The 23,152-nt window shown below is 71.3% G+C and carries 26 protein-coding genes and 1 tRNA gene; 8 read left to right on the top strand and 19 right to left on the bottom strand.

Features of this window, described 5'->3' with window-relative positions:
- Positions 1-19: 19 nt before the first annotated feature.
- Together N5I75_RS27120 and N5I75_RS27115 are read left to right on the top strand one after the other, a co-directional pair.
- Positions 20-1,417, top strand: a complete 1,398-nt coding sequence (locus N5I75_RS27120) for a bifunctional glycosyltransferase family 2/GtrA family protein (RefSeq protein WP_476681534.1) — start codon at positions 20-22, stop codon at positions 1,415-1,417.
- Positions 1,414-3,591 (top strand): ArnT family glycosyltransferase, encoded by a 2,178-nt coding sequence (locus tag N5I75_RS27115; protein WP_476681532.1) that lies wholly within the window; start codon positions 1,414-1,416, stop codon positions 3,589-3,591. Before N5I75_RS27120 ends, N5I75_RS27115 begins: the two co-directional genes overlap by 4 nt.
- Positions 3,592-3,905: 314 nt before the next feature.
- Here the strand turns inward: N5I75_RS27115 and N5I75_RS27110 are convergent, their stop codons facing one another.
- Positions 3,906-4,775: an endonuclease/exonuclease/phosphatase family protein gene (locus N5I75_RS27110; RefSeq protein ID WP_476681530.1), complete on the bottom strand. Its 870-nt coding sequence runs from the start codon at positions 4,773-4,775 to the stop codon at positions 3,906-3,908.
- Positions 4,776-4,887: 112 nt separating this feature from the next.
- Between N5I75_RS27110 and N5I75_RS27105 the strand changes: the two genes are divergently transcribed.
- Positions 4,888-6,399, top strand: coding sequence for an MFS transporter (locus N5I75_RS27105; protein ID WP_476681528.1), 1,512 nt, complete (start codon positions 4,888-4,890; stop codon positions 6,397-6,399).
- Positions 6,400-6,618: 219 nt separating this feature from the next.
- Positions 6,619-7,374 carry a TetR/AcrR family transcriptional regulator gene (locus N5I75_RS27100; RefSeq protein WP_476681526.1) on the top strand — a complete coding sequence of 252 codons (756 nt, stop codon included), beginning with the start codon at positions 6,619-6,621 and terminating at the stop codon, positions 7,372-7,374.
- Between the two features lie 31 nt (positions 7,375-7,405).
- On the opposite strand, the gene N5I75_RS27095 is transcribed toward N5I75_RS27100, so the two are convergent.
- Both N5I75_RS27095 and N5I75_RS27090 read right to left on the bottom strand, forming a co-directional pair.
- Positions 7,406-7,876, bottom strand: a complete 471-nt coding sequence (locus N5I75_RS27095) for a PPOX class F420-dependent oxidoreductase (RefSeq protein WP_476681524.1) — start codon at positions 7,874-7,876, stop codon at positions 7,406-7,408.
- 90 nt (positions 7,877-7,966) lie between these two features.
- Positions 7,967-8,329, bottom strand: a complete 363-nt coding sequence (locus N5I75_RS27090) for an STAS domain-containing protein (RefSeq protein ID WP_476681522.1) — start codon at positions 8,327-8,329, stop codon at positions 7,967-7,969.
- A gap of 303 nt (positions 8,330-8,632) precedes the next feature.
- On the opposite strand from N5I75_RS27090, the gene N5I75_RS27085 reads away from it, so the two are divergent.
- Together N5I75_RS27085 and N5I75_RS27080 are read left to right on the top strand one after the other, a co-directional pair.
- Positions 8,633-9,280, top strand: a complete 648-nt coding sequence (locus N5I75_RS27085; protein ID WP_476681520.1) for an ANTAR domain-containing protein — start codon at positions 8,633-8,635, stop codon at positions 9,278-9,280.
- 28 nt (positions 9,281-9,308) lie between these two features.
- Positions 9,309-10,082 carry an ANTAR domain-containing protein gene (locus N5I75_RS27080; protein WP_476681518.1) on the top strand — a complete coding sequence of 258 codons (774 nt, stop codon included), beginning with the start codon at positions 9,309-9,311 and terminating at the stop codon, positions 10,080-10,082.
- A 20-nt stretch (positions 10,083-10,102) separates the two neighbouring features.
- On the opposite strand, the gene N5I75_RS27075 is transcribed toward N5I75_RS27080, so the two are convergent.
- The 3 genes from N5I75_RS27075 to N5I75_RS27065 form a co-directional block, all read right to left on the bottom strand.
- A complete protein-coding gene (locus N5I75_RS27075) occupies positions 10,103-10,921 on the bottom strand; it encodes a YceI family protein (protein WP_476681516.1) in 819 nt (272 codons plus the stop codon).
- A 225-nt stretch (positions 10,922-11,146) separates the two neighbouring features.
- A complete protein-coding gene (locus tag N5I75_RS27070; protein WP_476682328.1) occupies positions 11,147-13,609 on the bottom strand; it encodes an MFS transporter in 2,463 nt (820 codons plus the stop codon).
- 100 nt (positions 13,610-13,709) lie between these two features.
- Positions 13,710-14,216, bottom strand: a complete 507-nt coding sequence (locus N5I75_RS27065) for a MarR family winged helix-turn-helix transcriptional regulator (protein WP_476681514.1) — start codon at positions 14,214-14,216, stop codon at positions 13,710-13,712.
- 195 nt (positions 14,217-14,411) lie between these two features.
- Between N5I75_RS27065 and N5I75_RS27060 the strand changes: the two genes are divergently transcribed.
- Positions 14,412-14,624, top strand: coding sequence for a hypothetical protein (locus N5I75_RS27060; RefSeq protein ID WP_476681512.1), 213 nt, complete (start codon positions 14,412-14,414; stop codon positions 14,622-14,624).
- Between the two features lie 29 nt (positions 14,625-14,653).
- On the opposite strand, the gene N5I75_RS27055 is transcribed toward N5I75_RS27060, so the two are convergent.
- From N5I75_RS27055 to N5I75_RS27015, 9 genes are all read right to left on the bottom strand, one after another.
- A complete protein-coding gene (locus N5I75_RS27055) occupies positions 14,654-15,478 on the bottom strand; it encodes a hypothetical protein (protein ID WP_476681510.1) in 825 nt (274 codons plus the stop codon).
- A gap of 53 nt (positions 15,479-15,531) precedes the next feature.
- Positions 15,532-16,455 carry an RNA polymerase sigma factor SigF gene (locus tag N5I75_RS27050; RefSeq protein ID WP_476681508.1) on the bottom strand — a complete coding sequence of 308 codons (924 nt, stop codon included), beginning with the start codon at positions 16,453-16,455 and terminating at the stop codon, positions 15,532-15,534.
- A 246-nt stretch (positions 16,456-16,701) separates the two neighbouring features.
- Positions 16,702-17,520 (bottom strand): RNA polymerase sigma factor SigF, encoded by an 819-nt coding sequence (locus N5I75_RS27045; protein ID WP_476681506.1) that lies wholly within the window; start codon positions 17,518-17,520, stop codon positions 16,702-16,704.
- 215 nt (positions 17,521-17,735) lie between these two features.
- Positions 17,736-18,029 carry a Dabb family protein gene (locus N5I75_RS27040; protein ID WP_476681504.1) on the bottom strand — a complete coding sequence of 98 codons (294 nt, stop codon included), beginning with the start codon at positions 18,027-18,029 and terminating at the stop codon, positions 17,736-17,738.
- Positions 18,030-18,066: 37 nt separating this feature from the next.
- Positions 18,067-18,255 carry a hypothetical protein gene (locus N5I75_RS27035; protein WP_361076648.1) on the bottom strand — a complete coding sequence of 63 codons (189 nt, stop codon included), beginning with the start codon at positions 18,253-18,255 and terminating at the stop codon, positions 18,067-18,069.
- A gap of 177 nt (positions 18,256-18,432) precedes the next feature.
- Positions 18,433-18,517 (bottom strand) — tRNA-Ser (locus N5I75_RS27030).
- A gap of 10 nt (positions 18,518-18,527) precedes the next feature.
- Positions 18,528-18,986: a tRNA adenosine(34) deaminase TadA gene (tadA, locus tag N5I75_RS27025; RefSeq protein ID WP_476682326.1), complete on the bottom strand. Its 459-nt coding sequence runs from the start codon at positions 18,984-18,986 to the stop codon at positions 18,528-18,530.
- Between the two features lie 129 nt (positions 18,987-19,115).
- Positions 19,116-19,682, bottom strand: a complete 567-nt coding sequence (locus N5I75_RS27020) for a tRNA adenosine deaminase-associated protein (RefSeq protein WP_476681502.1) — start codon at positions 19,680-19,682, stop codon at positions 19,116-19,118.
- A 224-nt stretch (positions 19,683-19,906) separates the two neighbouring features.
- A complete protein-coding gene (locus N5I75_RS27015) occupies positions 19,907-20,113 on the bottom strand; it encodes a hypothetical protein (protein WP_476681500.1) in 207 nt (68 codons plus the stop codon).
- A gap of 112 nt (positions 20,114-20,225) precedes the next feature.
- Here N5I75_RS27015 and upp point away from each other — a divergent pair, with 112 nt between their 5' ends.
- Positions 20,226-20,861, top strand: coding sequence for a uracil phosphoribosyltransferase (gene upp / locus N5I75_RS27010; RefSeq protein WP_394432597.1), 636 nt, complete (start codon positions 20,226-20,228; stop codon positions 20,859-20,861).
- A 102-nt stretch (positions 20,862-20,963) separates the two neighbouring features.
- On the opposite strand, the gene N5I75_RS27005 is transcribed toward upp, so the two are convergent.
- The 4 genes from N5I75_RS27005 to N5I75_RS26990 form a co-directional block, all read right to left on the bottom strand.
- Positions 20,964-21,617 (bottom strand): LytR C-terminal domain-containing protein, encoded by a 654-nt coding sequence (locus N5I75_RS27005; RefSeq protein WP_476681498.1) that lies wholly within the window; start codon positions 21,615-21,617, stop codon positions 20,964-20,966.
- A 148-nt stretch (positions 21,618-21,765) separates the two neighbouring features.
- Complete coding sequence (locus tag N5I75_RS27000; RefSeq protein WP_003955420.1) at positions 21,766-22,062, bottom strand: type II toxin-antitoxin system VapB family antitoxin; 297 nt, start codon at positions 22,060-22,062, stop codon at positions 21,766-21,768.
- Between the two features lie 299 nt (positions 22,063-22,361).
- Complete coding sequence (locus N5I75_RS26995) at positions 22,362-22,520, bottom strand: hypothetical protein (protein ID WP_476681496.1); 159 nt, start codon at positions 22,518-22,520, stop codon at positions 22,362-22,364.
- Positions 22,521-22,648: 128 nt separating this feature from the next.
- A complete protein-coding gene (locus N5I75_RS26990) occupies positions 22,649-23,095 on the bottom strand; it encodes a hypothetical protein (RefSeq protein WP_476681494.1) in 447 nt (148 codons plus the stop codon).
- Positions 23,096-23,152 lie beyond the last annotated feature (57 nt).

The following is a 23,152-nucleotide window of genomic DNA, read 5'->3' as shown; positions in this document are numbered from 1 at the left end:
GTTGGCGAATGTCGATGGCATGCGAACCGACTCTTCCGAAGGCCTCGGCCCCACTGCCGGGGGCGCCGCGACGTCCGGCCGCGCCGCGACGTCCGGCCGCTCCGCTACGTCCGGCCGCGCCGCGACGTTCCGTGCGCTGCCCGCGCGGGAGCACCTCCCCGTGGGCAGCGGTGGCTCCCCCGACGCCCCCGGCAGCCCCGTTCTGGACGTCGTCATCCCCGTCTACAACGAGGAGAAGGACCTCGGCGCCTGCGTCCGCAGACTCCACCACCACCTGCTCCGCACCTTCCCCTACCGCTTCCGCATCACCATCGCGGACAACGCCTCCACGGACAGCACACCGCAGGAAGCCGGCCGGCTGACCGCGGACCTGCCCGAGGTCCGGTACTCCCGGCTCGAACAGAAGGGGCGCGGGCGGGCGCTGCGCACCGTGTGGTCGGCGTCCGACGCGCCGGTCCTCGCGTACATGGACGTGGACCTCTCCACCGACCTCAACGCGCTGCTCCCGCTCGTCGCCCCGCTCATCTCCGGCCACTCCGACCTGGCGATCGGGTCGCGGCTCGCCCGCAGTTCGCGGGTGGTGCGCGGGCCGAAGCGGGAGTTCATCTCGCGGGCCTACAACCTCATCCTGCGCGGATCGCTGCAAGCCCGGTTCTCCGACGCCCAGTGCGGCTTCAAGGCGATCCGGCGGGATGTGGCGCAGGTGCTGCTGCCGCTGGTCGAGGACACCGGCTGGTTCTTCGACACGGAGATGCTGGTGCTCGCCGAGCGCGCGGGGCTCCGTATCCACGAGGTGCCCGTCGACTGGGTCGACGACCCGGACTCGACCGTCCACATCGTCAAGACGGCGACCGAGGACCTCAAGGGTGTGTGGAGGGTCGGCAAGGCGCTCGCCACCGGCTCGCTCCCCCTCGACCGGCTCGTGCGCCCCTTCGGTGACGACCCGCGCGACCGGCAACTGGCCGGCGTCCCCAAGGGGCTCGCCCGCCAGCTCGTCGGGTTCTGCGTCGTCGGCGGCCTGTCGACCCTGCTCTACCTGCTGCTCTACTCCGGCTTCCGGACGTTCTCCGGCGCCCAGATCGCCAACGCGCTCGCGCTGCTCGTCTCCGCGGTCGCCAACACCGCCGCCAACCGGCGCCTCACCTTCGGCGTCCGCGGGCGCGACCGGGCCGTGCGCCACCAGGCCCAGGGCCTCGTCGTCTTCGGCATCGGCCTGGCCCTGACCAGCGGGTCGCTCGCCGCCCTCAACGCGGCGTCCGGCGCCCCCGCGCACTCCACCGAGCTCGCCGTGCTCATCGCGGCCAACCTCGCGGCGACCGTGCTGCGCTTCCTGCTGTTCCGGGCGTGGGTCTTCAACGAGCAAGCCGACCCGCCGCCCTCGTGGACGCCCGAACCCGGACCCAGGGATCTCCGATGACCACAGACACCACAGACACCACAGACATCCGTCCGTATGACGTGGCTCCGGTCCGGTCGGCGCCGGGGCACGGGCGCCCGAGGGCCTCCTTCCCCCGCCGCGTGTGGCGCGGGCGGGCCGAGGACGCGCGCTGGGTGCGGCCCGCCTTCCTCGCCCTGCTCCTCGTCGTCGGCCTCGCCTACCTCTGGAACCTGTCGGCCTCCGGCTACGCCAACTCCTTCTACTCCGCCGCCGTCCAGGCCGGCAGCGAGAGCTGGAAGGCGATGTTCTTCGGCTCGTCCGACGCGGCCAACGCCATCACCGTCGACAAGCCGCCGGCCGCACTCTGGCCCATGGTGCTGTCCGTCCGTCTCTTCGGGCTCAGCTCCTGGGCGATCCTCGTCCCCGAAGTCCTGATGGCGCTCGCCACGGCGGGCGTCCTGTACGGGGCCGTGCGCCGGCGGTTCAGTGCCGCCGCGGGTCTGATCACCGTCGCGGTGTTCGCCACGACTCCCGTCGCCGCGCTCATGTTCCGGTTCAACAACCCGGACGCCCTGCTCGCCCTGCTCATGACCGTCACGGTGTACTGCGTACTGCGGGCCATGGAGCACGCCCGTACGAAGTGGCTGGTCCTCGCCGGGGTCGCCGTCGGGCTCGGGTTCCTGACCAAGACGCTGCAGGCCTTCCTGATCCTGCCGCCGCTCGCCCTCCTCTACGGGGTCTTCGCACCGGCCCGGCTGCGCAGGCGGCTCGGGCAGCTCGCTCTCGCCGGGCTCGCGATGGTCGTCGCGGGCGGCTGGTGGGTGGCGGTCGTGGAGCTGTGGCCCGCGTCCTCGCGGCCGTACATCGGCGGCTCCCAGAACAACTCGTTCCTCGAACTGACCTTTGGCTACAACGGGCTCGGGCGGATCAACGGTGAGGAGACCGGGTCCGTCGGTGGGGGTGGCGGCGGTGCCGGTGGTGCGGGTGGGGGGACCGGGCAGTGGGGGGAGACCGGGCTCGGGCGGATGTTCAACTCAGAGATCGGCAGTCAGATCTCCTGGCTGATCCCTGCCGCGTTGATTCTGCTGGTCGCCGGGGTCGTGCTCACGTGGAGGGCCAAGCGGGGGGATACGGCTCGGGCCGCGTTCATCGCGTGGGGTGGGTCGCTTCTTGTGACCGGGCTCGTCTTCAGTTTCATGGCCGGGATTTTCCACCAGTACTACACGGTGGCTCTCGCTCCCTATATCGCGGCGCTGGTCGGTATGGGCGTCACGGTGCTCTGGGAGGAGCGGGCCCGGGTGGGGGCGTCCGTGACGCTCGGGGCGGTTGTTGTCGTCAGTGGGGTGTGGGCGTATGTGCTGCTTGGGCGGGTGCCGGATTATCTGCCCTGGTTGCGGTGGGGCGTGCTTGTCGGGGGGCTGGCGGCGGGGGGTGGGCTTGCCCTTGTGGGGCGGGTCGGGCGGTCTGTCGCGCTCTCGGCCGCCGGGCTCGGGGTTGTTGTTTCGCTTGCGGCGCCGGTTGCCTACACCGTCAGTACGTTGGGGACCGGGCATACCGGGTCGATCGTCACGGCTGGGCCTTCGGGGGCCAGTGCGATGGGTATGGCTGGGGGTGGGCCTGGGGGTGGGCCCGGGGGTGGTGGCGGTATGCAGCCGCCTGGTGGGCAGCCAGGTCAGGCACAGGGCCCGGCACAGGGGCAGGGTCAGGGGCAGGAGCAGGGGCAGGGGCAGGGGCAGGGGCAGGGGCAGGGTGGCTTCCCCGGTGGGGGCATGCCTGGTCAGGGCCGGAGCCAGAGGCCCGGCGCGGAGATGTCGCAGGGACAGGGTGGGGGTGGCATGGGTGGGCTGCTCAACGGGGCCGATGTCAGCGCCGCTGCCAAGAAGCTGCTTCAGAAGGGCGCCGGGGACTACACCTGGGTCGCCGCCACTGTCGGGTCGCAGAATCAGGCCAGCTATCAGCTCGCCACCGGGGATCCCGTCATGGCCGTCGGTGGGTTCAACGGGACGGATCCGGCTCCTACGCTTGCCCAGTTCAAGCAGTACGTCGAGGACGGTCGGATCCACTACTTCATCGCGGGTGGAGAGTCCGGGGGGTCCGGGGCCGGGGCCGGGTCCGGGGCCTCGGCGGAGATTGCCTCCTGGGTGGAGGAGAACTTCGTCAAGGTGACGGTCGGGAGTGTCACGTTCTATGACCTGACTCAGGGGGAGAGCTGAGATTCTCCCCAACCCGCCCCTTCCCGGAATTGGCGCTTCGCGTCAGGGGGAGGGGCGGGGTCTTGTCTTCGGGGTGCTCGCCGTTGTGGCTGGGCGCGCAGTTCCTCGCGCCCCTGGGGGGGTGTCTCGTTTCGGTCGGCGTGCTCGCCGTTGTGGTTGGGCGCGCCGTTCCTTGCGCCCCTGAGGGGGCGTCTCGTTTCGGTCGGCGTGCTCGCCGTTGTGGTTGGGCGCGCCGTTCCTTGCGCCCCTGAGGGGGCGTCTCGTTTTCGTCGGCGCGCCCGCCGTCGTGGCTGGGCGCGCCGTTCCCCGCGCCCCTAGCGGGGCATTAGTGCCTCGGCGAGTACGGGGCGGTGGTCCGATGCTGTCGGCTCGTTTGGGATTGAGGTCGTTTTGATGCGTACTCCTCGGCCCACCGCCACGTAATCGATCCGGCGCGTCGGAGTGCTCGCCGGATATGTGCCGGCTTCGGGCGGGCCCGCGTCCGTCAGTTCCGTCCACAGGGGGGCGAGTTCCGGGGCGGAGGGGGCCGCGTTGAAGTCGCCGAGGAGGACCTGGCGTGCCCCGGGGGCGGCGGCTCGTTCGGCCGTCATGATGCGGCGGGTGTCCGCGATCTGGGCCGCCCGTACGGCGGGGTCCGCCCGGTAGTCCAGGTGGGTCACGAAGACCTGGACCGGTACGCCGCGGACCTTGAGGGTGACCTCGCCGAAGCCGGGTGCCGGGGCCGGGACGGGGTTCGGGTCCTGTGTGGACAGGCGGGTGATCTCGTGGTTCGCGGCGGCGCGGATCGGATACCGGGACAGCACCGCCACCCCGAACTCGCGGCGGGGCCCGCCGGGCGTCGCCGGGTCGAGGCTGTATATCGGGGCGAACGACACCCGCATCCCGAGCCGGTCCGCCAACTCGCGGGCCACGTCCAGGTTCTGGCTGCGCGCGCCCCAGTGGACGTCGACCTCCTGGAGGCCGATCACGTCGGCGCGCAGCTCCCGCAGGGCCGCCGCCTGCCGGTCCAGGTCGAAGACCTCGTCCATGCCGGAACCCGCGTGGATGTTGTACGTGGCGATGCGGAGGGGGACGGGGCGGTGGTGGCGGGCCGCGGCCGAGGCGGGCGGCGCGGCGGTCGCCGCGATGCCCAGCAGGGCTGCGGACAGGGCCAGTCGAGGCAGTGCTCCAGTACGCGTCGGCATGGCGGAAACGTACGCCCATTAATGAGTTGTACGGCGTATAGCTGTGCCCTTACGGTGTATAGGTAAGGCGCGCACAGGCGCGCGGACCACGGAGCAGCACGCAGGGGGAACCATGACGGAAACCACCACCGCGAACGACTCACCCACCGCCCCCGAACGCCACCCGCAGCGCTGGATCATCCTCGGCGTCATCTGTCTCGCCCAGCTGACCGTGCTGCTCGACAACACCGTCCTGAACGTCGCGATCCCCTCCCTGACCAGGGAGCTGGACGCGTCGACCGCCGACATCCAGTGGGTTATCAGCGCGTACTCGCTCGTGCAGTCGGGGCTGCTGCTCACCGCGGGCAGCACCGCCGACCGGTACGGGCGCAAGAAGATGCTCGCGGCGGGGCTCGTCCTGTTCGGGGCGGGGTCGCTGGTGGCCGGGCTCGCCCAGTCCACCGGGCAGCTGATCGCCGCCCGCGCGGGCATGGGCGTCGGTGGCGCGCTCCTGATGACCACGACGCTCGCCGTCATCGTGCAGGTCTTCGACGACGCCGAGCGCGTGAAGGCGATCGGGCTGTGGGCGACCGTCAACTCGCTGGGGTTCGCCGTCGGGCCGCTGCTCGGCGGGTTCATGCTCGACCACTTCTGGTGGGGCGCGATCTTCCTGATCAACATCCCGGTCGCGGTCGTCGGGCTGGTCGCCACGCTCGTCCTCGTACCGGAGTCGAAGAATCCGCGCGGGGACCAGCCGGACCTGCTCGGCGCCGTGCTGTCCACGATCGGCATGACCGGGGTCGTGTACGCGATCATCTCCGGGCCCGACGAGGGGTGGACCTCCGCCACCACGCTCACCTCCGCCGCCGTCGGTGTCGTCGTCATGGGCGCCTTCGTGGTGTGGGAGCTGCGCATCCCGTATCCGATGCTCGACATGCACTTCTTCAAGAACCAGAAGTTCACGGGCGCGGTGGCCGGGGCGATCCTCGTCGCGTTCGGCATGGGCGGGTCGTTGTTCCTGCTCACGCAGCACCTCCAGTTCGTGCTCGGGTACGGGCCCCTCGAGGCGGGGCTGCGGACCGCGCCGCTCGCGCTCACCGTCGTCGCGCTCAACCTCACCGGGGTCGGCGCGCGGCTGCTGCCGAAGCTCGGTACGCCGCTGACCATCGCGGCCGGGATGACGTGCCTGGCGGCCGGGCTCGTGGCGATCGCGCTGCTCGGCGGGGACCGTTACGGCGGCATGCTGGTGGGCCTGATCGTCATGGGCGCCGGGATCGCCTTCGCGATGCCGGCCATGGCCAACGCCATCATGAGCGCGATCCCGCCGGAGAAGGCGGGCGTCGGCGCGGGCGTCAACGGCACGCTCGCGGAGTTCGGCAACGGTCTCGGGGTCGCCGTGCTCGGCGCGGTCCTCAACGCCCGGTTCGCGGCGCTCGTCTCGGTCTCCGCCGCCTCGCTGCCCGCGGCGCTCGCGGCGGCGACATCGGACGCGGAGCGGGTCCGGATCGCCGACGCGTTCTCCTCGGGCCTGGAGACCAGTCAGCTGGTCGGGGCCGTCGCCGTGCTCGTCGGCGGGCTGCTCGCCGCCGCGTTGCTGCGGCGCGCGGAGAGGGCAGACTCAGCGGTGGGCACCACTCCTGCATAACGAAATGCAGCTGAGTCCCGCTGCCTTCGTACAGCGGGACTCAGTGGAGGCCGCCGCCTCCGCGGAGCGGGATTCAGTGGTGGCCGCCGCTTCCGTATAGCGGGTGGTGGCTTCCGCATAGCATCGGAGCGGGCGGACGGGCGGATTCCCTCGGGGGTCCAGGGTCCGCCCGCTCACGAGCGACTTCTGGGAGGGTGCGCCATGGCCAAGGCAGCGCGGATGAGTATCTGGCTGGAGACCCCGGCGGCCAGAACGCCGCGCACCCGGCGCAGTGAGCAGCCGAGCGGCCTGGACCGGGACCGCATCACCGAGGCCAGCGTGCGGCTGCTCGACGCGGAGGGGCTCGCCAAGTTCTCCATGCGGCGCCTCGCGGGCGAACTCGGGGTCACCGCGATGTCCGTGTACTGGTACGTCGACACCAAGGACGACCTGCTCGAACTCGCCCTCGACCGGGTCTTCGGCGAGCTGGAGGTGCCGGGGCCGCAGGAGGTGGACGCCGGGGACTGGCGGGTCCACGTACGGGAGCTGGCGGCCGGGTACCGGGCCCTGATGGTGCGCCATCCCTGGGTCTCACCGCAGATCGGCAACTACCTGAACATCGGGCCGAACTCGCTGCGCTTCGCGCGCGCCGTCCAGCGCGTCATCGGCGCCACCGGACTCCCGATGTCCGCGCAGCGCGGCGCCATCGCCTCCGTCTTCCAGTTCGTCTACGGCTACGGCACGATCGAGGGCCACTTCCGGCAGCGGTGCGCCGATGCCGGCATGTCCCAGGACGACTACTTCCACGAGGCGATGGCGGCGTTCCGGGTGCCGGAGGAGATGGCCGAGGACTTCCGGCACGCGGAGCACATGGCGGCGGAGGCGGGCAGCCGGACGGTCGAGGAGCTGCGCGACGCGGACTTCCAGGTCGCGCTCGACCTGCTCGTCGCGGGCATCGAGGCGCTGGTCGCCGCCCAGCCGTCCGACCGGGCCTGAGCCGGGCCGGCTCTCTGCGGAGCCGGTGACGTCAGCTGTCCTGCGCGAGCCGCGCCGGGAATCCGCCCGTCGCCACCGGGCCCCACCGCTCCGGCGTCACGCGGATGATCGACTTGCCCTGCTTGACCATCGCCGCGCGGTACTCGTCCCAGTCCGGGTGCTCGCCCGAGATGTTCCGGAAGTACTCCACGAGCGGCTCGACCGAGTCGGGCGCGTCGATGACCTCGGCGGCGCCGTCGATCTGGACCCACGGGCCGTTCCACTCGTCACTGAGGACGAGGACGCTCACGCGCGGGTCCCGCTTGGCGTTGCGGGTCTTGGCGCGCTCGGGGTAGGTGGACATGACGATGCGCCCGGAGTCGTCGACGCCGCAGGTCAGCGGGGACGCCTGCGGGGTGCCGTCGGCGCGGGCCGTGATCAGCAGGGCGCGGTGGCGGGGGCGTACGAAGTCGAGCAACTCGTCGAGGGAGACGCGGGTGTTGGTCGCGATGTTCGGAGCCATGAGCCCAGCCTATGCGGCACCCCCGCACAGCGCGGGACCCCCTATGCGGCGCCCCCGCACAGCGCGGGACCCCCTGAAGGCGCGGGGCGCCTACGTCTCGCACGCCCGTAACGCCTCCTCCACGCTGTCGTGCATCGGCACGTCCCGCCGCACCTGGGACAGGGTGAGGACGCGCCGCACCGCCCCGGTCGGCGCGACGGCCACCCGCATGGAGGTGCCGTAGAGCCGCAGGTAGCTGCGCAGGTCGAGCAGGAGGCGTACGCCCTGGGAGTCGAGGAACGTGGTGCGGGTCAGATCGAGGACGAAGTGGCCGACGCGCTCGGCGCGCTCGTCGGCCAGGGTGCAGGCCTCCGTGAGCAGGACCGGCGCGTTGCCGAGATCGATCTCCGGCGGGAACGTGACGACGGTGCGCTCGGCGATGTCGACGGGCGCGAGATGAAGGGGAGTGGCCACAGGGCACACCTGCCAGACCGGGGATCGTGGTCGGTCGGTGGACACGAGCCGCTTCCTGACCCGGCTTCCATTGCACCACCCACGAAGGCCCCGCGTCGCTCTCCTTGCCAAATCCACTTCTTCTTAAGGAAACGGCTAGAGTTCTGTCCGTCCTGCGCTCGCAGTCGGGAATGTGCTGCGGAGCTCTCCCCGCGCATGGCCATACGGTCATGCTCGCTGAAGAGGTTCGTGGTGGTTGCGCCCAGTTTTCCCGAAGTTCCGCCGTCTTCTGCTGCCGATTTCCGGCTGGCCGAGGCGTTCACCGTGGCAGCACGTCAGCTGCACGAGCAGACCGGCCCCCAGGCCACCCTGCGCACCGCCGTGCGCCTCGCCGTGCACCTGGTGCCGGGGGCGGACCACGCCGGCATCGTCACCGTCGGCCGCGACCTCGTACCCGAGTCGGTGGCCTGGAGCGACGACACGGCGCGCAGCGCCCAGGCGGTGACGGGGATGCCGGGCCACCGCGCGTTCTGGGAGCGGCTGTGGGAGGCGCCCGTCGCGGTCCTGGAGGACACCGCCGAGGTCAACGGGGCGGGGCAGTCCCTGCCCGTCCTCGGTGTGAGCTGCGTGCTCGCGCTGCGGCTGCGCGCCGAGCGGCGGCAGCTGACGGCGCTCGTGCTCTACGGGCGCAAGGCGGGCGGCCACGACGAGCGCAGCCTGCGCGTCGGCCGGATGCTCGCCGCGCACGTCTCCCTGGCGCACGACTCCGCCACCGTGCAGGAGCAGCTCACGGAGGCGATGCGCACCCGGGACCTCATCGGCCAGGCCACCGGTCTGCTCATGGCGCGCGAGGGGGTCGACGCGGCCGAGGCCTTCGACCACCTCGTACGGGCCTCGCAGCAGCAGAACATAAAGCTGAGGGAGCTGGCGCAGCGCTACGTGGAGACCGCGGCGCGGTCCCGGGACGCGTGAAGGCCGGATCGCGGGTTACTTGTAGGAAATGACCAATCCTGCCGAATTCCCTGTCCCTGATTCGGAAGACGGTCGGCCCGACGCGCGGACGCTGGACACCGGCGCCCTCTACCGGGCCCTGGCCGAGTGCGACGGTCTCGACGGTTTTCTGCAAGAGCTGACCGTGCGGGCGGCGCACGTCGTGCGGCCCGGCGGATGCAGCGTCACGCTGCACCGCGCCCACCGGCTGCGCACCGTCGCCGCCAGCGAGGGCGTGGTGAGCGGGCTCGACCAGCTCCAGTACGAGGCCGACACCGGGCCGTGCGTGACCGCCGCGCGCGAATGCATCGAGCAGCACACGCCGGACCTGGCGGTCGAGAAGCGCTGGGGCCCATTCCCCGCCGAGGCGTGGCAGTGCGGCATCCGCTCGATGCTGGCACTGCCGCTCACCCTGAACCACGGCGTCTACGGCGCCCTCAACTTCTACGCGCGCACCCGCGACGCGTTCCGCGAGCGGCGCGAGACCGCCCGCAAGCTCGCCGCGCAGGCGTCCGGCGCCGTGGCGGTGGCGCTGCGGATCGAGCACGAGCGCGAGGTCGGCCTCGACCTGCGCACGGCGATGCTCTCGCGCGGCGTCATCGACCAGGCCATCGGCATCGTGATGGCCCGGCGCCGGTGCGACGCGGACGCCGCGCTCGGGCTGCTGCGCCGCCGCTCCCAGGACGAGAACGTCAAGCTGCGGGAGCTGTGCGCCCGGATCGTGACGCAGGTGGGCGGCGTACCGCCGCGCCGGGGCGACTTCACCGCCCGCCTCCCCGGCTGAATCCCCCTGGTCGCAACGGTTCAGACCTGCGGCAGCGCGTCGCCCTGGACCGCCTGGATGTCCAGCTCGACCTTGAGCGTCGCGCCGATCGCCGCGATGCCGGCCTGGACGACCTGGTTGTAGTTCATCGCGAAGTCCTCGCGCTTCAGCTCGGCCGTCGCCCTGAACGCGGCGCGGGTGCCGCCCCACGGGTCGGCGCCGGTGCCCATGTAGCTGAGGTCGAGGTCGACCTGGCGGACGACGCCGTGCAGGCTCAGCTCGCCGTGGACGGTCCAGCGGTCAGGACCTGCCGGGGTCAGCGCGGTGGACCGGTAGGTGATCTCGGGGTACGTCTCGACGTCCAGGAAGTCCGGCGACTTCAGGTGGCCGTCGCGCATGCCGTTGCCGGTGTCGATGGACGCGGCCTTGATCACGGCCTCGACGCGGGACTTCTCCACGTCCTGCGCGATGTCGACGCGGGCGGTGAAGTCGGTGAACCGGCCGTGCACGCTGGTGATGCCCAGGTGCTGCGCGGTCGCCGCGACGGCGGAGTGGGCCGGGTCGACGGTCCACGGTCCGGGCGGCGGCAGCTCCGCGCCGCCCTGCCGCGCGAGCACGACGGTGCCCACCTCGGCGCGGCCGGTCGCCGTCACCAGGGCGGTGGAGGCCGCGGGGGCGTACCCGACAGCGGTCACGATCACGGTGTAGGGGCCGGGGGTGAGGACCGACGCGTCGTGCACGGCCCCCTCGTCGTCGGCCTCGGCGCGCAGCACCTGCGCGCCGGTCATGTCGGTCACCGTGACGACGGCGTGCGGCAGGGCCCAGCCGTCCCGCGTACGGATCCGCGCACTCAGTCCCATCAGTCACAACTCCTAGCTCAAGTTCTCACACACGTAAGGAAATCAAGGTGGTCCCGGACGTGAACGGGCCCCGGCCCGTGACGTCTCGGCCGTCCCCTGCCGTTAACGACGCCACCGGGTCCGGGGCCCATTTCCCACAACCGGTCCGGGCGGCCCGCGTCTCCGCTCGAAGCGCGGGCCGCCCGGTCCGGGGTCCATAAGGGACTCAGTCGGAACTGCTCCGAACTACTCGCCGGGGTGCGAGAGTTCGATGTCGTGGCCGTCGACGCCACTGCCCTGCACGCTGAGGTGCGTGGCCACCGGCGGGTAGCCGGTCGCGATGACGGTGTACTCGCCGCCGTCCAGGTCGGTGAAGGCGTACGCGCCGTCCTCACCGGTGGTGGACGTCGCCACGACGTTGCCCGCGGCGTCGATGAGCGTGACCCGGGCGTCGTTCAGCGAGCGGCCCCCGGCGCGCACGGTGCCCTGCACCTGCGAACCGGCGTTCAGCTCGATCTCGACGCGGGTGACACCCGTGCCGCCGACCTCGACGGGCAGCGCCAGCGGACGGTGGCCCGCGGCGTTCACCGCGACGGTCACGGCGCCGGGCACCAGCTCGGCGAAGGTGAACTCGCCGTCCTCACCGGAGAGCCCGGTGGCGAGGACGTCACCGCGCACGTCGGTCACGATGACCATGGCGCCGACGACGGCGGCCTTGGTCTCCGCGGCCTTGACCACACCGCTCAGGCCGCTGGTGCCGCTGAGCAGGATGTCGTACGCGACAGGCTCCTCGCCGACGACGACGGTGGAGGCCTGCGGCTGGTAGCCGTCGGCCGAGGCGATCAGCACGTAGGAGCCGGCGCCGGGGGCGTCGATCCCGTACTGGCCGTCGCCCTGGGCGACCGCGCGGCCGAGCTGCCGTCCCCCGAGGGAGATCAGCGTGACCGCGGCCCGGGCGACCGGGGCGGACTCGTTGCCGCGGACGAAGCCGCGGACCGGGATGCCGCCGCCGACGGTCTGCGCCGGGGCGTCACCGGAGGCGACGGACGCGGTCGCGGCCAGCGGCTGCGTCTGGGTGTCGGCGGCGGGCTCACCCGCGCCGACCAGGCTCGGCACCCGCTCGTCCTGGGCCTGGGCCTGGACGGGCTGGGCGGCGGCGGGGGCCGGGGCACCGGCGCCCTGCGCCTCGCTCGCGGCCTGCTCGAGGGCTCCGGACGTACGCAGCGGAACCTCCTTGATGAAGATGGTGACGAGGAACGCCAGGAACGCGATCGGCGCGACGTACAGGAAGATGTCGGCGATGCCGTGCCCGTAGGCGCTCTCCAGCCAGGTGCGGATGTGCGGGGGCAGCAGATCCATGTTCGGGATCGAGCTGCCGGCCATCGCCTTGCCGGCCGCCGCCTGCTCCTGCGGGTCGAGCGTGCCGATGGAGTCCTTCGCGTAGTGGGCGATGCGCGTGGTCATCACGGAGCCGAGCGCCGAGACGCCGATGGCACCACCGAGGGAACGGAAGAACGTCACCGTGGAGGAGGCGGAACCGAGGTCCTTCGGCGCGACCTGGTTCTGCGTGCTCAGCACGAGGTTCTGCATCATCATGCCGACGCCGAGGCCCATCAGCGCCATGAAGATCGCGATGTGCCAGTACGGGGTGTCGTAGCGCATGGTGCCGAGCAGGCCGAGGCCCGCGGTCAGCAGGGCGCCGCCGGAGACCAGCCACGCCTTCCACTTGCCGGTCTTGGTGATGACCTGGCCCGACACGGTGGACGAGATGAACAGACCACCGATCATCGGGATCGTCATGACGCCCGACATGGTCGGCGACTTGTCGCGCGCCAGCTGGAAGTACTGCGAGAAGTACACGGTGCCCGCGAACATCGCGACACCGACGAACAGCGAGGCGATCGAGGCGAGCGTGATGGTGCGGTTCCTGAAGAGACGCAGCGGGATGATCGGCTCGGACGCCTTGGACTCGGCCAGGACGAAGAGGAGCGCGAGGACGATCGCGCCGCCGACCATCGTGTAGGTCTGCCACGACAGCCAGTCGTACTTGTCGTCGGCGAAGGTGACCCACAGGAGCAGCAGGCAGGCCGCGGCGGTGATGAAGAAGGCGCCGGCCCAGTCGACCTTGACCTTCCGCTTCACGACCGGCAGGTGCAGCGTCTTCTGCAGCACGATCAGGGCGATGACCGCGAACGGCACACCGACGTAGAGGCAGTAGCGCCAGCCGAGGAAGCTGGTGTCGGTGATGACACCACCGATCAGCGGGCCGCCGACGGTCGCGACGGCGAACGTCGCACCGAGGTAACCGGAGTACCGGCCACGCTCACGCGGCGAGATCATCGCCGCCATGACGATCTGCGCCAGGGCCGAGAGACCACCGGCACCGATGCCCTGGATGGCACGCGCGGAGATCAGCATCGCCGGGTTCTGCGCGAGACCGGCGATGACGGAGCCCGCCACGTAGACGATCAGGGCTATCTGGACGAGCGCCTTCTTGCTGAAGAGGTCGGCCATCTTGCCCCACAGGGGCGTGGTGGCCGTCATCGCGAGCAGCGAGGCGGTGACGACCCAGGTGTAGGCGGACTGGCCGCCGCCCAGGTCGCCGATGATCTCCGGGAGGGCGTTGGTGACGACCGTCGAGGAGATGATCGCGGCGAACATGCCGAGCAGCAGCCCGGACAGCGCCTCCATGATCTGCCGGTGCGTCATCGGAGCGCCGCCGTCGGAAGGCGCGCCTCCGTGCTTGGCGGCATGGCTGCCCCGCACACCGGACGGTGTGGATGTTGCCATGGGATTCCTTTTCTTACGTTTACGCGGGTGTACGGGTGGTCTGCGTCGACGCCGGACTCTGCGCGGCGACGGGGAGCTGGGTGCGGGACGCCGTCGTCCGGCAGTCCCCGAAGCTGTCGCGCAGGCGCGTCATGAGGGTGATCAACTGGTTGACCTCGTCGTCCGACCAGTCGCTCAGCCGGTCGGCGAGCAGCTCGGTCGTCCGGACGTTCAGGTCGTCCATCTGCGCGTTCCCCTCGGCGGTGAGGGTGAGGATGCGCGAGCGTTTGTCGGCGGGGTCGGGGCGACGCTCGATCCAGCCGCGGTCGGCGGTGTGGGCCACGTGGCGGCTCGCCACGGACATGTCCACCGCCAGGAGCTCGGCCAGCCTGCTCATCCGCATGTCGCCATAGCGCTTGAGCAGGGTGAGGACCGCGGCCGAACCGGCCGGGCACTCGGGCGGCAGGATGCGTGCCATATCCCTTTTGACGGCGCCGAAGGCACTGAGCTGACGGGCCAGCTCGTCGTAATGACGCTGTGCGGCCACAGCACCTCCTGACCAATATTTTATTCGTTGCTTAGGGCAACCATAGAACCAGTTGGTTGCCGCAGGCAAACTAAAAGGGACGTACGAAGATAAAATGACGGCAAAGAGGAGCGCTTGCTCGTGTAAAGGCCCAGCTCACGTGGGCCGACAGCGGACTGTGGCGCCCGTCGCGCCGATTCGCTAGGGTCCTGGCCCATGGCACACAACCCCCAGGGCCCGAACCCCGAAGGCAACTACGACCCCGCGGGCTCCACCCAGATGTTCCGCGCCTTCGTCGACGAGGGCGGCACCCCCACCGTGCGCGCGCAGGCGGCCCCGGTGAAGTCCGGCCCGAGCGTCGGCGTGATCATCGGCATCGTCGTCGCGGTCGTCGTGGTCGCGGCGGTGGCGTGGCTGGCGCTGAAGTAACGTCCCCGCCCGCTGTCCGGGTAACGCCCCTACTTCCAGTCGACGGTGACGTCGCGGGTCTCGACGTGCATCCCCAGCGGGACCCGCCAGGACGCGACGCACACCGTCCACGTCTTCTTCTTCTCCTCCCCGGCGCCGATGGGCACGGGGAGTTTCTCTGTGGACGTGATCGTCGCCCAGTCGACGCCGAGCGAGCCGATGATGTGCGTCCTGAACGTCACCGTGCCCGAACGCACCGCGCTGCCCCCGGAGTTGTGCAGCGCGAGCGTCACCTTCTGGCACCAGCGCTTGTCGGCGCCCTGGAGGACGGGCTCGCCGACCTTGAGCGCGGCGGGCCCGGCGGGGCTCGGTGCGGAGGGGGTGCCCGGGGCTGACGTGACGGGTGGGGCAGGGGTGGCGCCGCCCCGGGTCGGTCCGGGGCCGCCGCCGGCACTGGCGCCCGTGCCGGCCGTCCCGCCGGTCCCCGTACGGGGGGAGCTGTCGGAGCCGTCACCATCGCCGCCCCGCGCGGTGCTCGGGCCGCCGTCCGCGCCCTGGCCCCCGCCCGCTGAATCGGCGCCGGGCGACCCGGCCCCCGTAGCCCCGTCCTCGCTCGCGCCGGACCGCTCCGTGTCCGGTGAACCGGTGGGTGTCTGCCGGGGCGGGTCGGTCTCGTCCGGGTCCAGCGGTACGAGCCGGACCTCGCCGCTGGGCGCGGTGCTCGGCGACTGCGTGCCGCCGGCCGTGCCCACGGCGACGTAGCCGTCGGGACCGGCGCCCCCGCCGAACGCGGCGACAGCGCCGAGACAGGCCACGGCGGCGCACCCGGCACCTACCGCGGCCCCACGACGCCCGCGCATCCACGTCCGCACCATCGCGCCAGTGTGTCTGACGCCCCGTCAATTGGGAAGGGTGCGGCGGACGGTGCTCAATCCGCGATCAGACCGTCACGCAGCTGTGCGAGGGTCCGCGTGAGCAGCCGGGAGACGTGCATCTGCGAGATGCCGACCTCCTCGCCGATCTGCGACTGCGTCATGTTCGCGAAGAACCGCAGCATGATGATCCGGCGCTCGCGCGGCGGCAGCTTGGCCAGGAGCGGCTTGAGCGACTCCCGGTACTCGACGCCTTCGAGCGCCGTGTCCTCGTAGCCGAGCCGGTCCGCGAGGGAGCCCTCGCCGCCGTCGTCCTCGGGGGCCGGGGAGTCGAGGGAGGAGGCCGTGTAGGCGTTCCCCACCGCGAGGCCGTCGACCACGTCCTCCTCCGAGACGCCGAGCACCGCGGCGAGCTCGGGGACGGTCGGCGAGCGGTCCAGCTTCTGCGCGAGCTCGTCGGACGCCTTGGTGAGCGCGAGCCGCAGCTCCTGGAGGCGCCGGGGGACGCGCACCGACCAGGACGTGTCCCGGAAGAAGCGCTTGATCTCGCCGACGACGGTCGGCATCGCGAACGTCGGGAACTCGACGCCGCGCTCGCAGTCGAACCGGTCGATCGCCTTGATCAGGCCGATCGTGCCGACCTGGACGATGTCCTCCATCGGCTCGTTGCGGCTGCGGAAGCGGGCCGCCGCGTACCGCACGAGCGGGAGGTTCAGCTCGATCAGGGTGTCGCGGACGTAGGCCCGCTCGGGGCTGTGCTCGTCGAGCGCGGCGAGGCGCAGGAACAGGGAGCGGGACAGGGTGCGGGTGTCGATGGACGCCGATGACGGGGCCGGGACCGATGCCTCGGTCACCACCGCCGCCTCCGCCACCTCGGCGGGCGGGGAGTCGATCGGCGCGGTGGTCGTGGACGCGCTCGCGTCATCGGACACACCGGGCGGGAGCGTGAGCACCTTCGAGCTGCCCTGGTCTGCGGACATGCCACCCCCTTGAGGTCGCGGACGGTCGCGGCGGACGCTCCCGTCAGGTAAGAGCGCAGCCTCCACCTGAATACCGGACGTGGAGCCGCGCCAAACGCCGTTCCAGCAGAATGTCACATGTCGGCAACACGCTGTAGTGACATGTCGACATGGAAGGGACGAATCGCCGCAGGACGCAGGGGGTGTGGCCAAAGTGGACGGGGTTTCTGTCGGAAAAACCCCGCTGGGACGGTCTACCCGTTCCAGCTACGCGTCGATCCTGTTTGCGGATCGGAGTCGGGCGAAACTGCGGGCGAGGAGCCTTGACACATGCATTTGGGAGACGCCCAGTTCGGCGCTGATCTGCGACTGCGTCAGGTTGTTGTAGTAGCGCAGGAGCAGGATCCGCTGCTCGCGCTCGGGGAGCTGGACGAGCAGGTGCCGGACGAGGTCGCGGTGTTCGACGCCGTCGAGCTCGGGGTCCTCGTAGCCGAGCCGGTCGAGGAGACCGGGCATGCCGTCCCCTTCCTGCGCGGCCTCCAGGGACGTCGCGTGGTAGGAGCGCCCGGCCTCGATGCAGGCCAGCACCTCCTCCTCGGGGATGCGCAGGCGCTCGGCGATCTCGCCGGTGGTGGGGGAGCGGCCGAAGGCGGTGGTCAGGTCCTCGCTCGCGGCGTTCACCTGGACCCACAGCTCGTGCAGGCGGCGCGGCACGTGCACGGTCCGTACGTTGTCGCGGAAGTACCGCTTGATCTCGCCGACGACGGTGGGCATGGCGAAGGTCGGGAACTGCACGCCGCGCTCGGGGTCGAACCGGTCGATGGCGTTGATCAGCCCGATCGTGCCGACCTGGACGACGTCCTCCATCGGCTCGTTGCGGCTGCGGAAGCGGGCCGCCGCGTACCGCACGAGCGGCAGGTTGGCCTCGATGAGCGCGCCGCGCACCCGGGAGTGCTCGGGGCTGCCCGGCGGGAGGTTCTTGAGCTGCGCGAAGAGGACCTGCGTGAGGGCCCGTGTGTCGGCACCGCGCGTGGACTTCGCGGGCGGCGCCTGAGGCGCAGTACTGGCCGGCACGGTCAACCCCACCTCTGTATTCGTCAGTTCATCTTCGTCAGTTCATCTTCGTTACTCATTGCTCAAAAGCGGTCATAGCATCACAAGACATGTGCACTGTGTGCAAGCACCTTATAACTACGTGTTGCAGGGCAAGTTAGGACAGTTCCGGTTCAGGGCGCGAAAAAGCCCCCCGCTGCTCCAGCGAGGGGCCGTTTGGCCGTACGGGGCCGTCTGCCGGGCCCGGCTCAGATCTCGTAGTCGGCGATCACCCAGGTGGCGAACTCGCGCCAGAGGGCCACGCCCGCCTGGTGCGCGGGGTGTTCGAGGTACCGCTTCAGGGCCTCGGTGTCCTCGACCGCCGAGTTGATCGCGAAGTCGTACGCGATGGGGCGGTCGGTGATGTTCCAGGCGCACTCCCAGAACGTCAGCTCGGGGATCTGGCCGCCGAGCGCGCGGAAGGCTTCGACGCCCTCGACGACACGCGGCTCGTCACGGCTCACGCCGTCGTTGAGCTTGAAGAGGACCAGGTGGCGGATCACGGCTGTGCTCTCCCTGTAGGGCTCGGGGCTGCTTCGCCTACTTGCCGCCGTTGGCGACCCAGGTCATGAAGTCGCCGACGGACTGCGCGGCGGTCGAGACGCCCTCGAACCCTATCTGCACGTAGTCGGCGGCCTTGGCGGGGTCGGTGATGATCACGTAGAGCACGAAGACGACCACGACGAACAGACCTATCTTCTTCGGCTGCACTACGTTCGGCCTCCCCATGCCCGCGCCTGTGCCACGTCTGTTGCTCCTGTGGCCGGGCGCGAGTCTATCTCGGTCACTTGTTCACACCGAGGAACATGTGCACCAGGAGAACCACGTCCACAGAACCTGCGCAGGAGCCGGACACGCAGAACGCCCCTCTTCCTCGGGAAACCCGTGGAAGAGGGGCGTTGTCAGCGGTAGCGGAGGGATTTGAACCCTCGGTGAGTTTCCCCACACTCGCTTTCGAGGCGAGCTCCTTCGGCCGCTCGGACACGCTACCGAGAGGAACTCTAGCCCAAGGTGGGCCGTGGTTTGAAATCGGTATCCCGGAAGAAGCGCGTGAGGGGCTCCGCGCACTCCTCGGCGAGCACGTCGGAGACGACTTCGGGGCGGTGGTTGAGGCGCCGGTCGCGGATCACGTCCCACAGCGAACCGGCCGCTCCGGCCTTCTCGTCGCGGGCTCCGTAGACGACGCGGTCGAGCCGGGACTGGACGATGGCGCCCGCGCACATGGTGCACGGCTCCAGGGTGACGACGAGCGTGCAGCCGGTCAGCCGCCACTCGCCGAGCACCCGCGCCGCCCGCCGGACCGCGAGGACCTCGGCGTGGGCGGTGGGGTCGCCGGTCAGCTCGCGCTCGTTGTGCGCGGTGGCGAGCACGGTCGTTCCGTCCGGCGCGAGCAGTACGGCGCCGACCGGTACGTCACCGGCCGCCGCGGCGAGCCCGGCCTCGGCCAGGGCCTGCCGCATCACGGGCCGCCAGGGATCTCGTACGGGATCGGACTCGGGGGGGTCGGGAATCTCGGGGGACTTCGGGAACTCTGCGGACTCGGGGGGTGTCACGGGCAGGAATCTAACCCCGCCCGCCGACCCCCGCGCTCAGCGCACCGTTTCGAGCACCTCCGCCGCCCCGAGCGCGTCCGCGATCTCGCTGAGCGCGTCCGTCCCGTCGAGGCCGAGCAGCTCCTTCTCGGAGAAGCCCAGGTCGGCGAGGATGCCGGTGTCGCCGAGCGGCCCGGCGGGCACGGTCTCGTCGCCCGCGCCGCCGCTCCCCTCGTCCGCGTCCTCGCCGTCGTCGTCGTCCGTCCTGGACTCGCCGTCCTCCGTGCCGTCCAGGTCGAGGGAGTCCAGATCGTCGTCGGCGGCGTCCGGATCCTTGCCGAGCAGCTCGTCGGTGAGCAGGATCTCGCCATAGCTGCTGCGGGCGGCGGCCGCCGCGTCCGAGATGAAGATGCGAGGGTCGTCCTCGCCGTCCACCCGGACGACGCCGAACCACGCGTCCTCCTGTTCGATGAAGACGAGGACGGTGTCGTCCTCGGCGTCGGCCGCTGCCAACGCCTCGCGGGCCAGATCGGACAGGTCCGACAAGGTCTCCACGTCGTCGAGCTCTGTGTCGCTCGCTTCCCACCCGTCTTCGGTGCGCGCGAGCAGTGCGGCGAAGTACACCGTGACTCTCCCACTGGTCTCAGGTGCCGGTCGGGGGTCCCCCCGGCGGAGTCTTGGAGGCGGGGAGTGCAGTTCAAGCCCCGCCCACTCGGAATCGTGGCAGAAAGTCGGGCTCCAAGAGAGGTCTTCCGCGCGCTGTGTTGGCGTCGAGCCCCGATCGGGAGCGTCCGGTGTGAGGCCCGTCACCTGTACGTCACCTGTGTGTCACCGGCGAAACGGGGTCCTCACCACCGAAACGTGCGCATCCTCATCTGGCGGCGCATCCGCGCGGCCCGCGCGCGTCGCGGCTGGACACGGGCGCGCAGCTCACGCGCCTCGGTCAGCTCGCGCAGGAACACGGCGCGCCTGCGCCTGCGTTCGGCGTCCGACTCCACGGGCTCTCCGGGGGCCGCCTGGGCCCCGGGCCGCCCCTGCCGTTCCTCGTCGGGCATCGCCGCACCACCACCCCAGTCCCTCGCGTCCTCTCCACTTTCCCCCGGTCACGGCGGTTGATGCCACCGCGCGGGGGAGCCCGGGTCCTGGGCCCCGGTTACTGTTGAGGACATGCGGATCCACGTCGTCGACCACCCGCTGGTGGCGCACAAACTCACCACGCTGCGCGACAAGCGCACCGACTCCCCGACCTTCCGGCGCCTCGCCGACGAGCTGGTCACCCTGCTCGCGTACGAGGCCACCCGGGACGTGCGCACCGAGCAGGTCGACATCGACACCCCCGTCGCGCGGACGACCGGCGTGAAGCTGTCGTACCCGCGCCCGCTGGTGGTGCCGATCCTGCGCGCCGGTCTCGGCATGCTGGACGGTATGGTCCGGCTGCTGCCGACCGCCGAGGTCGGTTTCCTCGGCATGGTGCGCAACGAGGAGACGCTGCAGGCCTCCACGTACGCCACCCGGATGCCGGACGACCTCTCCGGCCGCCAGGTCTACGTCCTGGACCCGATGCTCGCCACGGGCGGCACGCTCGTCGCGGCGATCCAGGAGCTCATCAAGCGCGGTGCGGACGACGTCACCGCCGTGGTGCTGCTCGCCGCGCCGGAGGGCGTGGAGATCATGGAGCGGGAGCTGGCGGGGACGCCGGTGACCGTGGTGACCGCGTCGGTCGACGAGCGGCTCAACGAGAGCGGGTACATCGTGCCGGGTCTCGGCGACGCGGGTGACCGTATGTACGGGGCCGCTGAATAGCGGGCCCGTCCCGAAGACAGAAGCCGCAGACGCGTCCGCCGGGTTGCCGGTGTGCCGCGTCCGCGGCTTTTTTGTGGTTGCTCGCGCCGTTCCCCGCGCCCCTTATGAGCAGGTCGGCGACGACGACGGTGCGGGCTTGGGGGCGTTCAGGGCCTTCAGGGCCTTGTCCGCCGCCGGCTTCGTCGCCAGGGACTTGAAGGCGGTGCCGATGATCAGGTCGACCTCGGTGGGCTTGGCGCGGGTGTCGGTCTTCTGCTCGGCGCCGGTCAGCTGCGTGCCGAGCACCGGGAGCGCCGCGCCGGTCGCCGCCTTGGCGCCGAGGAGCAGGCCGACGCCCTTGACCTTCTTGTCGTACTCCTTCGTCGCGTTGCCCACGTCCCCGATGGCGAAGCCGCGCTTCTTCAGCTCGTCGGCGGTCTTCTTCGCCAGGCCGCCGCGCGGCGTGGCGTTCAGGACGTTCACCTTGATCTGCTGGGGCGTGGGCAGCTTCTTGCCCGCGGACGCGGCGGGGGAGGCGGACGCTTCCGGCCGTTTCGCGCAGTCGGCGGGAGCGGCGCCCGCGGCCTTGGCCTTGCCGCCGCCGGTGAAGACGTCCACCAGCTGGAGCGATCCCCAGCCGATCAGACCGAGCACGGCGACGGACGCGACGACGGCGAGCACGATCCTGCCGCGCGGGCGACCGCGGCGCATCCGGGGGTACTTGTCCCCCGTGATGCGGTACTTACCGCCCATGCCGGGGGGAGTGAGCATGCTCATGAGCGCAGCGTAATGCCGTGCGGCGGTGATGCCTATTAAATGATCACCGCTCGGGGGGCAGGCCAACCCAAAAGGGCCAATGTGCGCCTCAGGGCTGGACAGGCGAGGCGCGTCGGCCCAGCTCGCAGATCGGCTTCCGGGCCCGTTCTCAGCCGAGTTCGAGCACGCGGGCGTGCAGCACCTGGCGCTGCTGGAGCGCGGCGCGGACCGCGCGGTGCAGGCCGTCCTCCAGGTAGAGGTCGCCCTGCCACTTCACGACGTGCGCGAAGAGGTCGCCGTAGAACGTGGAGTCCTCGGCGAGCAGCGTTTCGAGGTCGAGCTGGCCCTTGGTCGTCACCAGCTGATCGAGGCGGACCGGGCGCGGCGCGACATCCGCCCACTGCCGGGTGCTTTCCCGGCCGTGGTCGGGGTACGGCCGGCCGTTTCCGATGCGCTTGAAGATCACACGGAAAGCCTACCGGGCCGGGCTCGCCGGGCGCAGCCATGGAGACGCAGGACGAGTCCGGTACATACCCGCGGCAAACGGTGCGAACCGGGAGGCCGGTGCCCTGGGCGGGGGCCGGAAGCGGGCGCCATGGGGGCCGGCGCCGCGCACACCGGGGTTGTCGGCGCCCCGAGTCGCGCGGTGAGGGCTCATCCGGGGGAGCGGTGGGCGCGGGGTTGACGGGTGGAGGCGGGAGGGGATCTCCCCCTTCTTGTCCTCCCGCCTCCCCCGCCGTTCTCTCCCGCCTCCCCCGCCGTTCCTCAGCGGTCGTTCTCGTCCAGCGGGGCGGTGTGCGCCTGGCGCGGGGTCATCGGGGGCGGGGCGGCCTTCTCACGCGGCGACGCCTTGCGGGCGCGGCTGTCGCGCGCCGCTTCCGCGCGTACGAGGGCGCGCAGCAGTGCGTACGGGTCCTTGGGCATGGGGGTGTCCTTCCGAGTCCTGCGGAGGTCTTGCGGTGCGGTCGGGCCGGGCGGCCGGGGCCGGTGATGTGGGCCGGGGCCGCCGTGGGCCCGTGACTCGGACCCGGGCCGCCCATGGCCGGGGGCCGTCAGCAGCGCAGGATGACCGTGCGCAGGGCGCGGTGGGACGGGGGCGTGAGGCGTTCGGCCGGGCCGGTGGGCGCGAGCGGCCGTGCGTACGGGCGCGGACTCCGGTCCCGGGTCAGGGGCGTCGGCGCGCCCGCCGGGCGGCGCAGGGTCACCTCGGGAACGTCCTGGTGGAGCTCGCCGGGTTCGAGAGAGGACGCGGCGGCCGGGAGCGGGGCCGCGGCCTGCGCGGGTGTCGCGGCGAGCGGCGCGACCAGCACGGCGAGCACGAGGACGAGCAGCGGGGCGAGCAGCCGGACCAGTGGGCGCCCGAGCAGCGGGGCGAGTGTCCGTACGAGCACCCGTACGAGTCGGTGGCGGGGGAGCGGCGCGTCGGTCCCGGCCCGTTCCCGCCGGGGGCACGGGCCCGCGGTCGTCCCGGCGTTCGGGGCGGACGTGGCGGCGCTCATACGGGGTCTTGTCCCCCGGGACCGGCCGTGACCTGCGTCGGGGCCGGCAGATCCGTC

It is taken from the genome of Streptomyces sp. R818, assembly GCF_056172735.1.
This window is presented reverse-complemented; position numbering and strand designations above follow the sequence as displayed.

What these genes read in the sequence shown, in the direction of transcription:
- N5I75_RS27120 (WP_476681534.1), top strand. Translation starts at nt 20, where the DNA reads ATGCGAACCGACTCTTCCGAAGGCCTCGGCCCCACTGCCGGGGGCGCC.
- N5I75_RS27115 (WP_476681532.1), top strand. Translation starts at nt 1,414, where the DNA reads ATGACCACAGACACCACAGACACCACAGACATCCGTCCGTATGACGTG.
- N5I75_RS27110 (WP_476681530.1), bottom strand. Translation starts at nt 4,775, where the DNA reads ATGCCGACGCGTACTGGAGCACTGCCTCGACTGGCCCTGTCCGCAGCC.
- N5I75_RS27105 (WP_476681528.1), top strand. Translation starts at nt 4,888, where the DNA reads ATGACGGAAACCACCACCGCGAACGACTCACCCACCGCCCCCGAACGC.
- N5I75_RS27100 (WP_476681526.1), top strand. Translation starts at nt 6,619, where the DNA reads ATGAGTATCTGGCTGGAGACCCCGGCGGCCAGAACGCCGCGCACCCGG.
- N5I75_RS27095 (WP_476681524.1), bottom strand. Translation starts at nt 7,876, where the DNA reads ATGGCTCCGAACATCGCGACCAACACCCGCGTCTCCCTCGACGAGTTG.
- N5I75_RS27080 (WP_476681518.1), top strand. Translation starts at nt 9,309, where the DNA reads ATGACCAATCCTGCCGAATTCCCTGTCCCTGATTCGGAAGACGGTCGG.
- N5I75_RS27075 (WP_476681516.1), bottom strand. Translation starts at nt 10,921, where the DNA reads ATGGGACTGAGTGCGCGGATCCGTACGCGGGACGGCTGGGCCCTGCCG.
- N5I75_RS27070 (WP_476682328.1), bottom strand. Translation starts at nt 13,609, where the DNA reads ATGACGCACCGGCAGATCATGGAGGCGCTGTCCGGGCTGCTGCTCGGC.
- N5I75_RS27060 (WP_476681512.1), top strand. Translation starts at nt 14,412, where the DNA reads ATGGCACACAACCCCCAGGGCCCGAACCCCGAAGGCAACTACGACCCC.
- N5I75_RS27055 (WP_476681510.1), bottom strand. Translation starts at nt 15,478, where the DNA reads ATGGTGCGGACGTGGATGCGCGGGCGTCGTGGGGCCGCGGTAGGTGCC.
- N5I75_RS27050 (WP_476681508.1), bottom strand. Translation starts at nt 16,455, where the DNA reads ATGTCCGCAGACCAGGGCAGCTCGAAGGTGCTCACGCTCCCGCCCGGT.
- N5I75_RS27035 (WP_361076648.1), bottom strand. Translation starts at nt 18,255, where the DNA reads ATGGGGAGGCCGAACGTAGTGCAGCCGAAGAAGATAGGTCTGTTCGTC.
- tadA (WP_476682326.1), bottom strand. Translation starts at nt 18,986, where the DNA reads ATGCGGCAGGCCCTGGCCGAGGCCGGGCTCGCCGCGGCGGCCGGTGAC.
- N5I75_RS27015 (WP_476681500.1), bottom strand. Translation starts at nt 20,113, where the DNA reads ATGCCCGACGAGGAACGGCAGGGGCGGCCCGGGGCCCAGGCGGCCCCC.
- upp (WP_394432597.1), top strand. Translation starts at nt 20,226, where the DNA reads ATGCGGATCCACGTCGTCGACCACCCGCTGGTGGCGCACAAACTCACC.
- N5I75_RS27005 (WP_476681498.1), bottom strand. Translation starts at nt 21,617, where the DNA reads ATGAGCATGCTCACTCCCCCCGGCATGGGCGGTAAGTACCGCATCACG.
- N5I75_RS26995 (WP_476681496.1), bottom strand. Translation starts at nt 22,520, where the DNA reads ATGCCCAAGGACCCGTACGCACTGCTGCGCGCCCTCGTACGCGCGGAA.
- N5I75_RS26990 (WP_476681494.1), bottom strand. Translation starts at nt 23,095, where the DNA reads ATGAGCGCCGCCACGTCCGCCCCGAACGCCGGGACGACCGCGGGCCCG.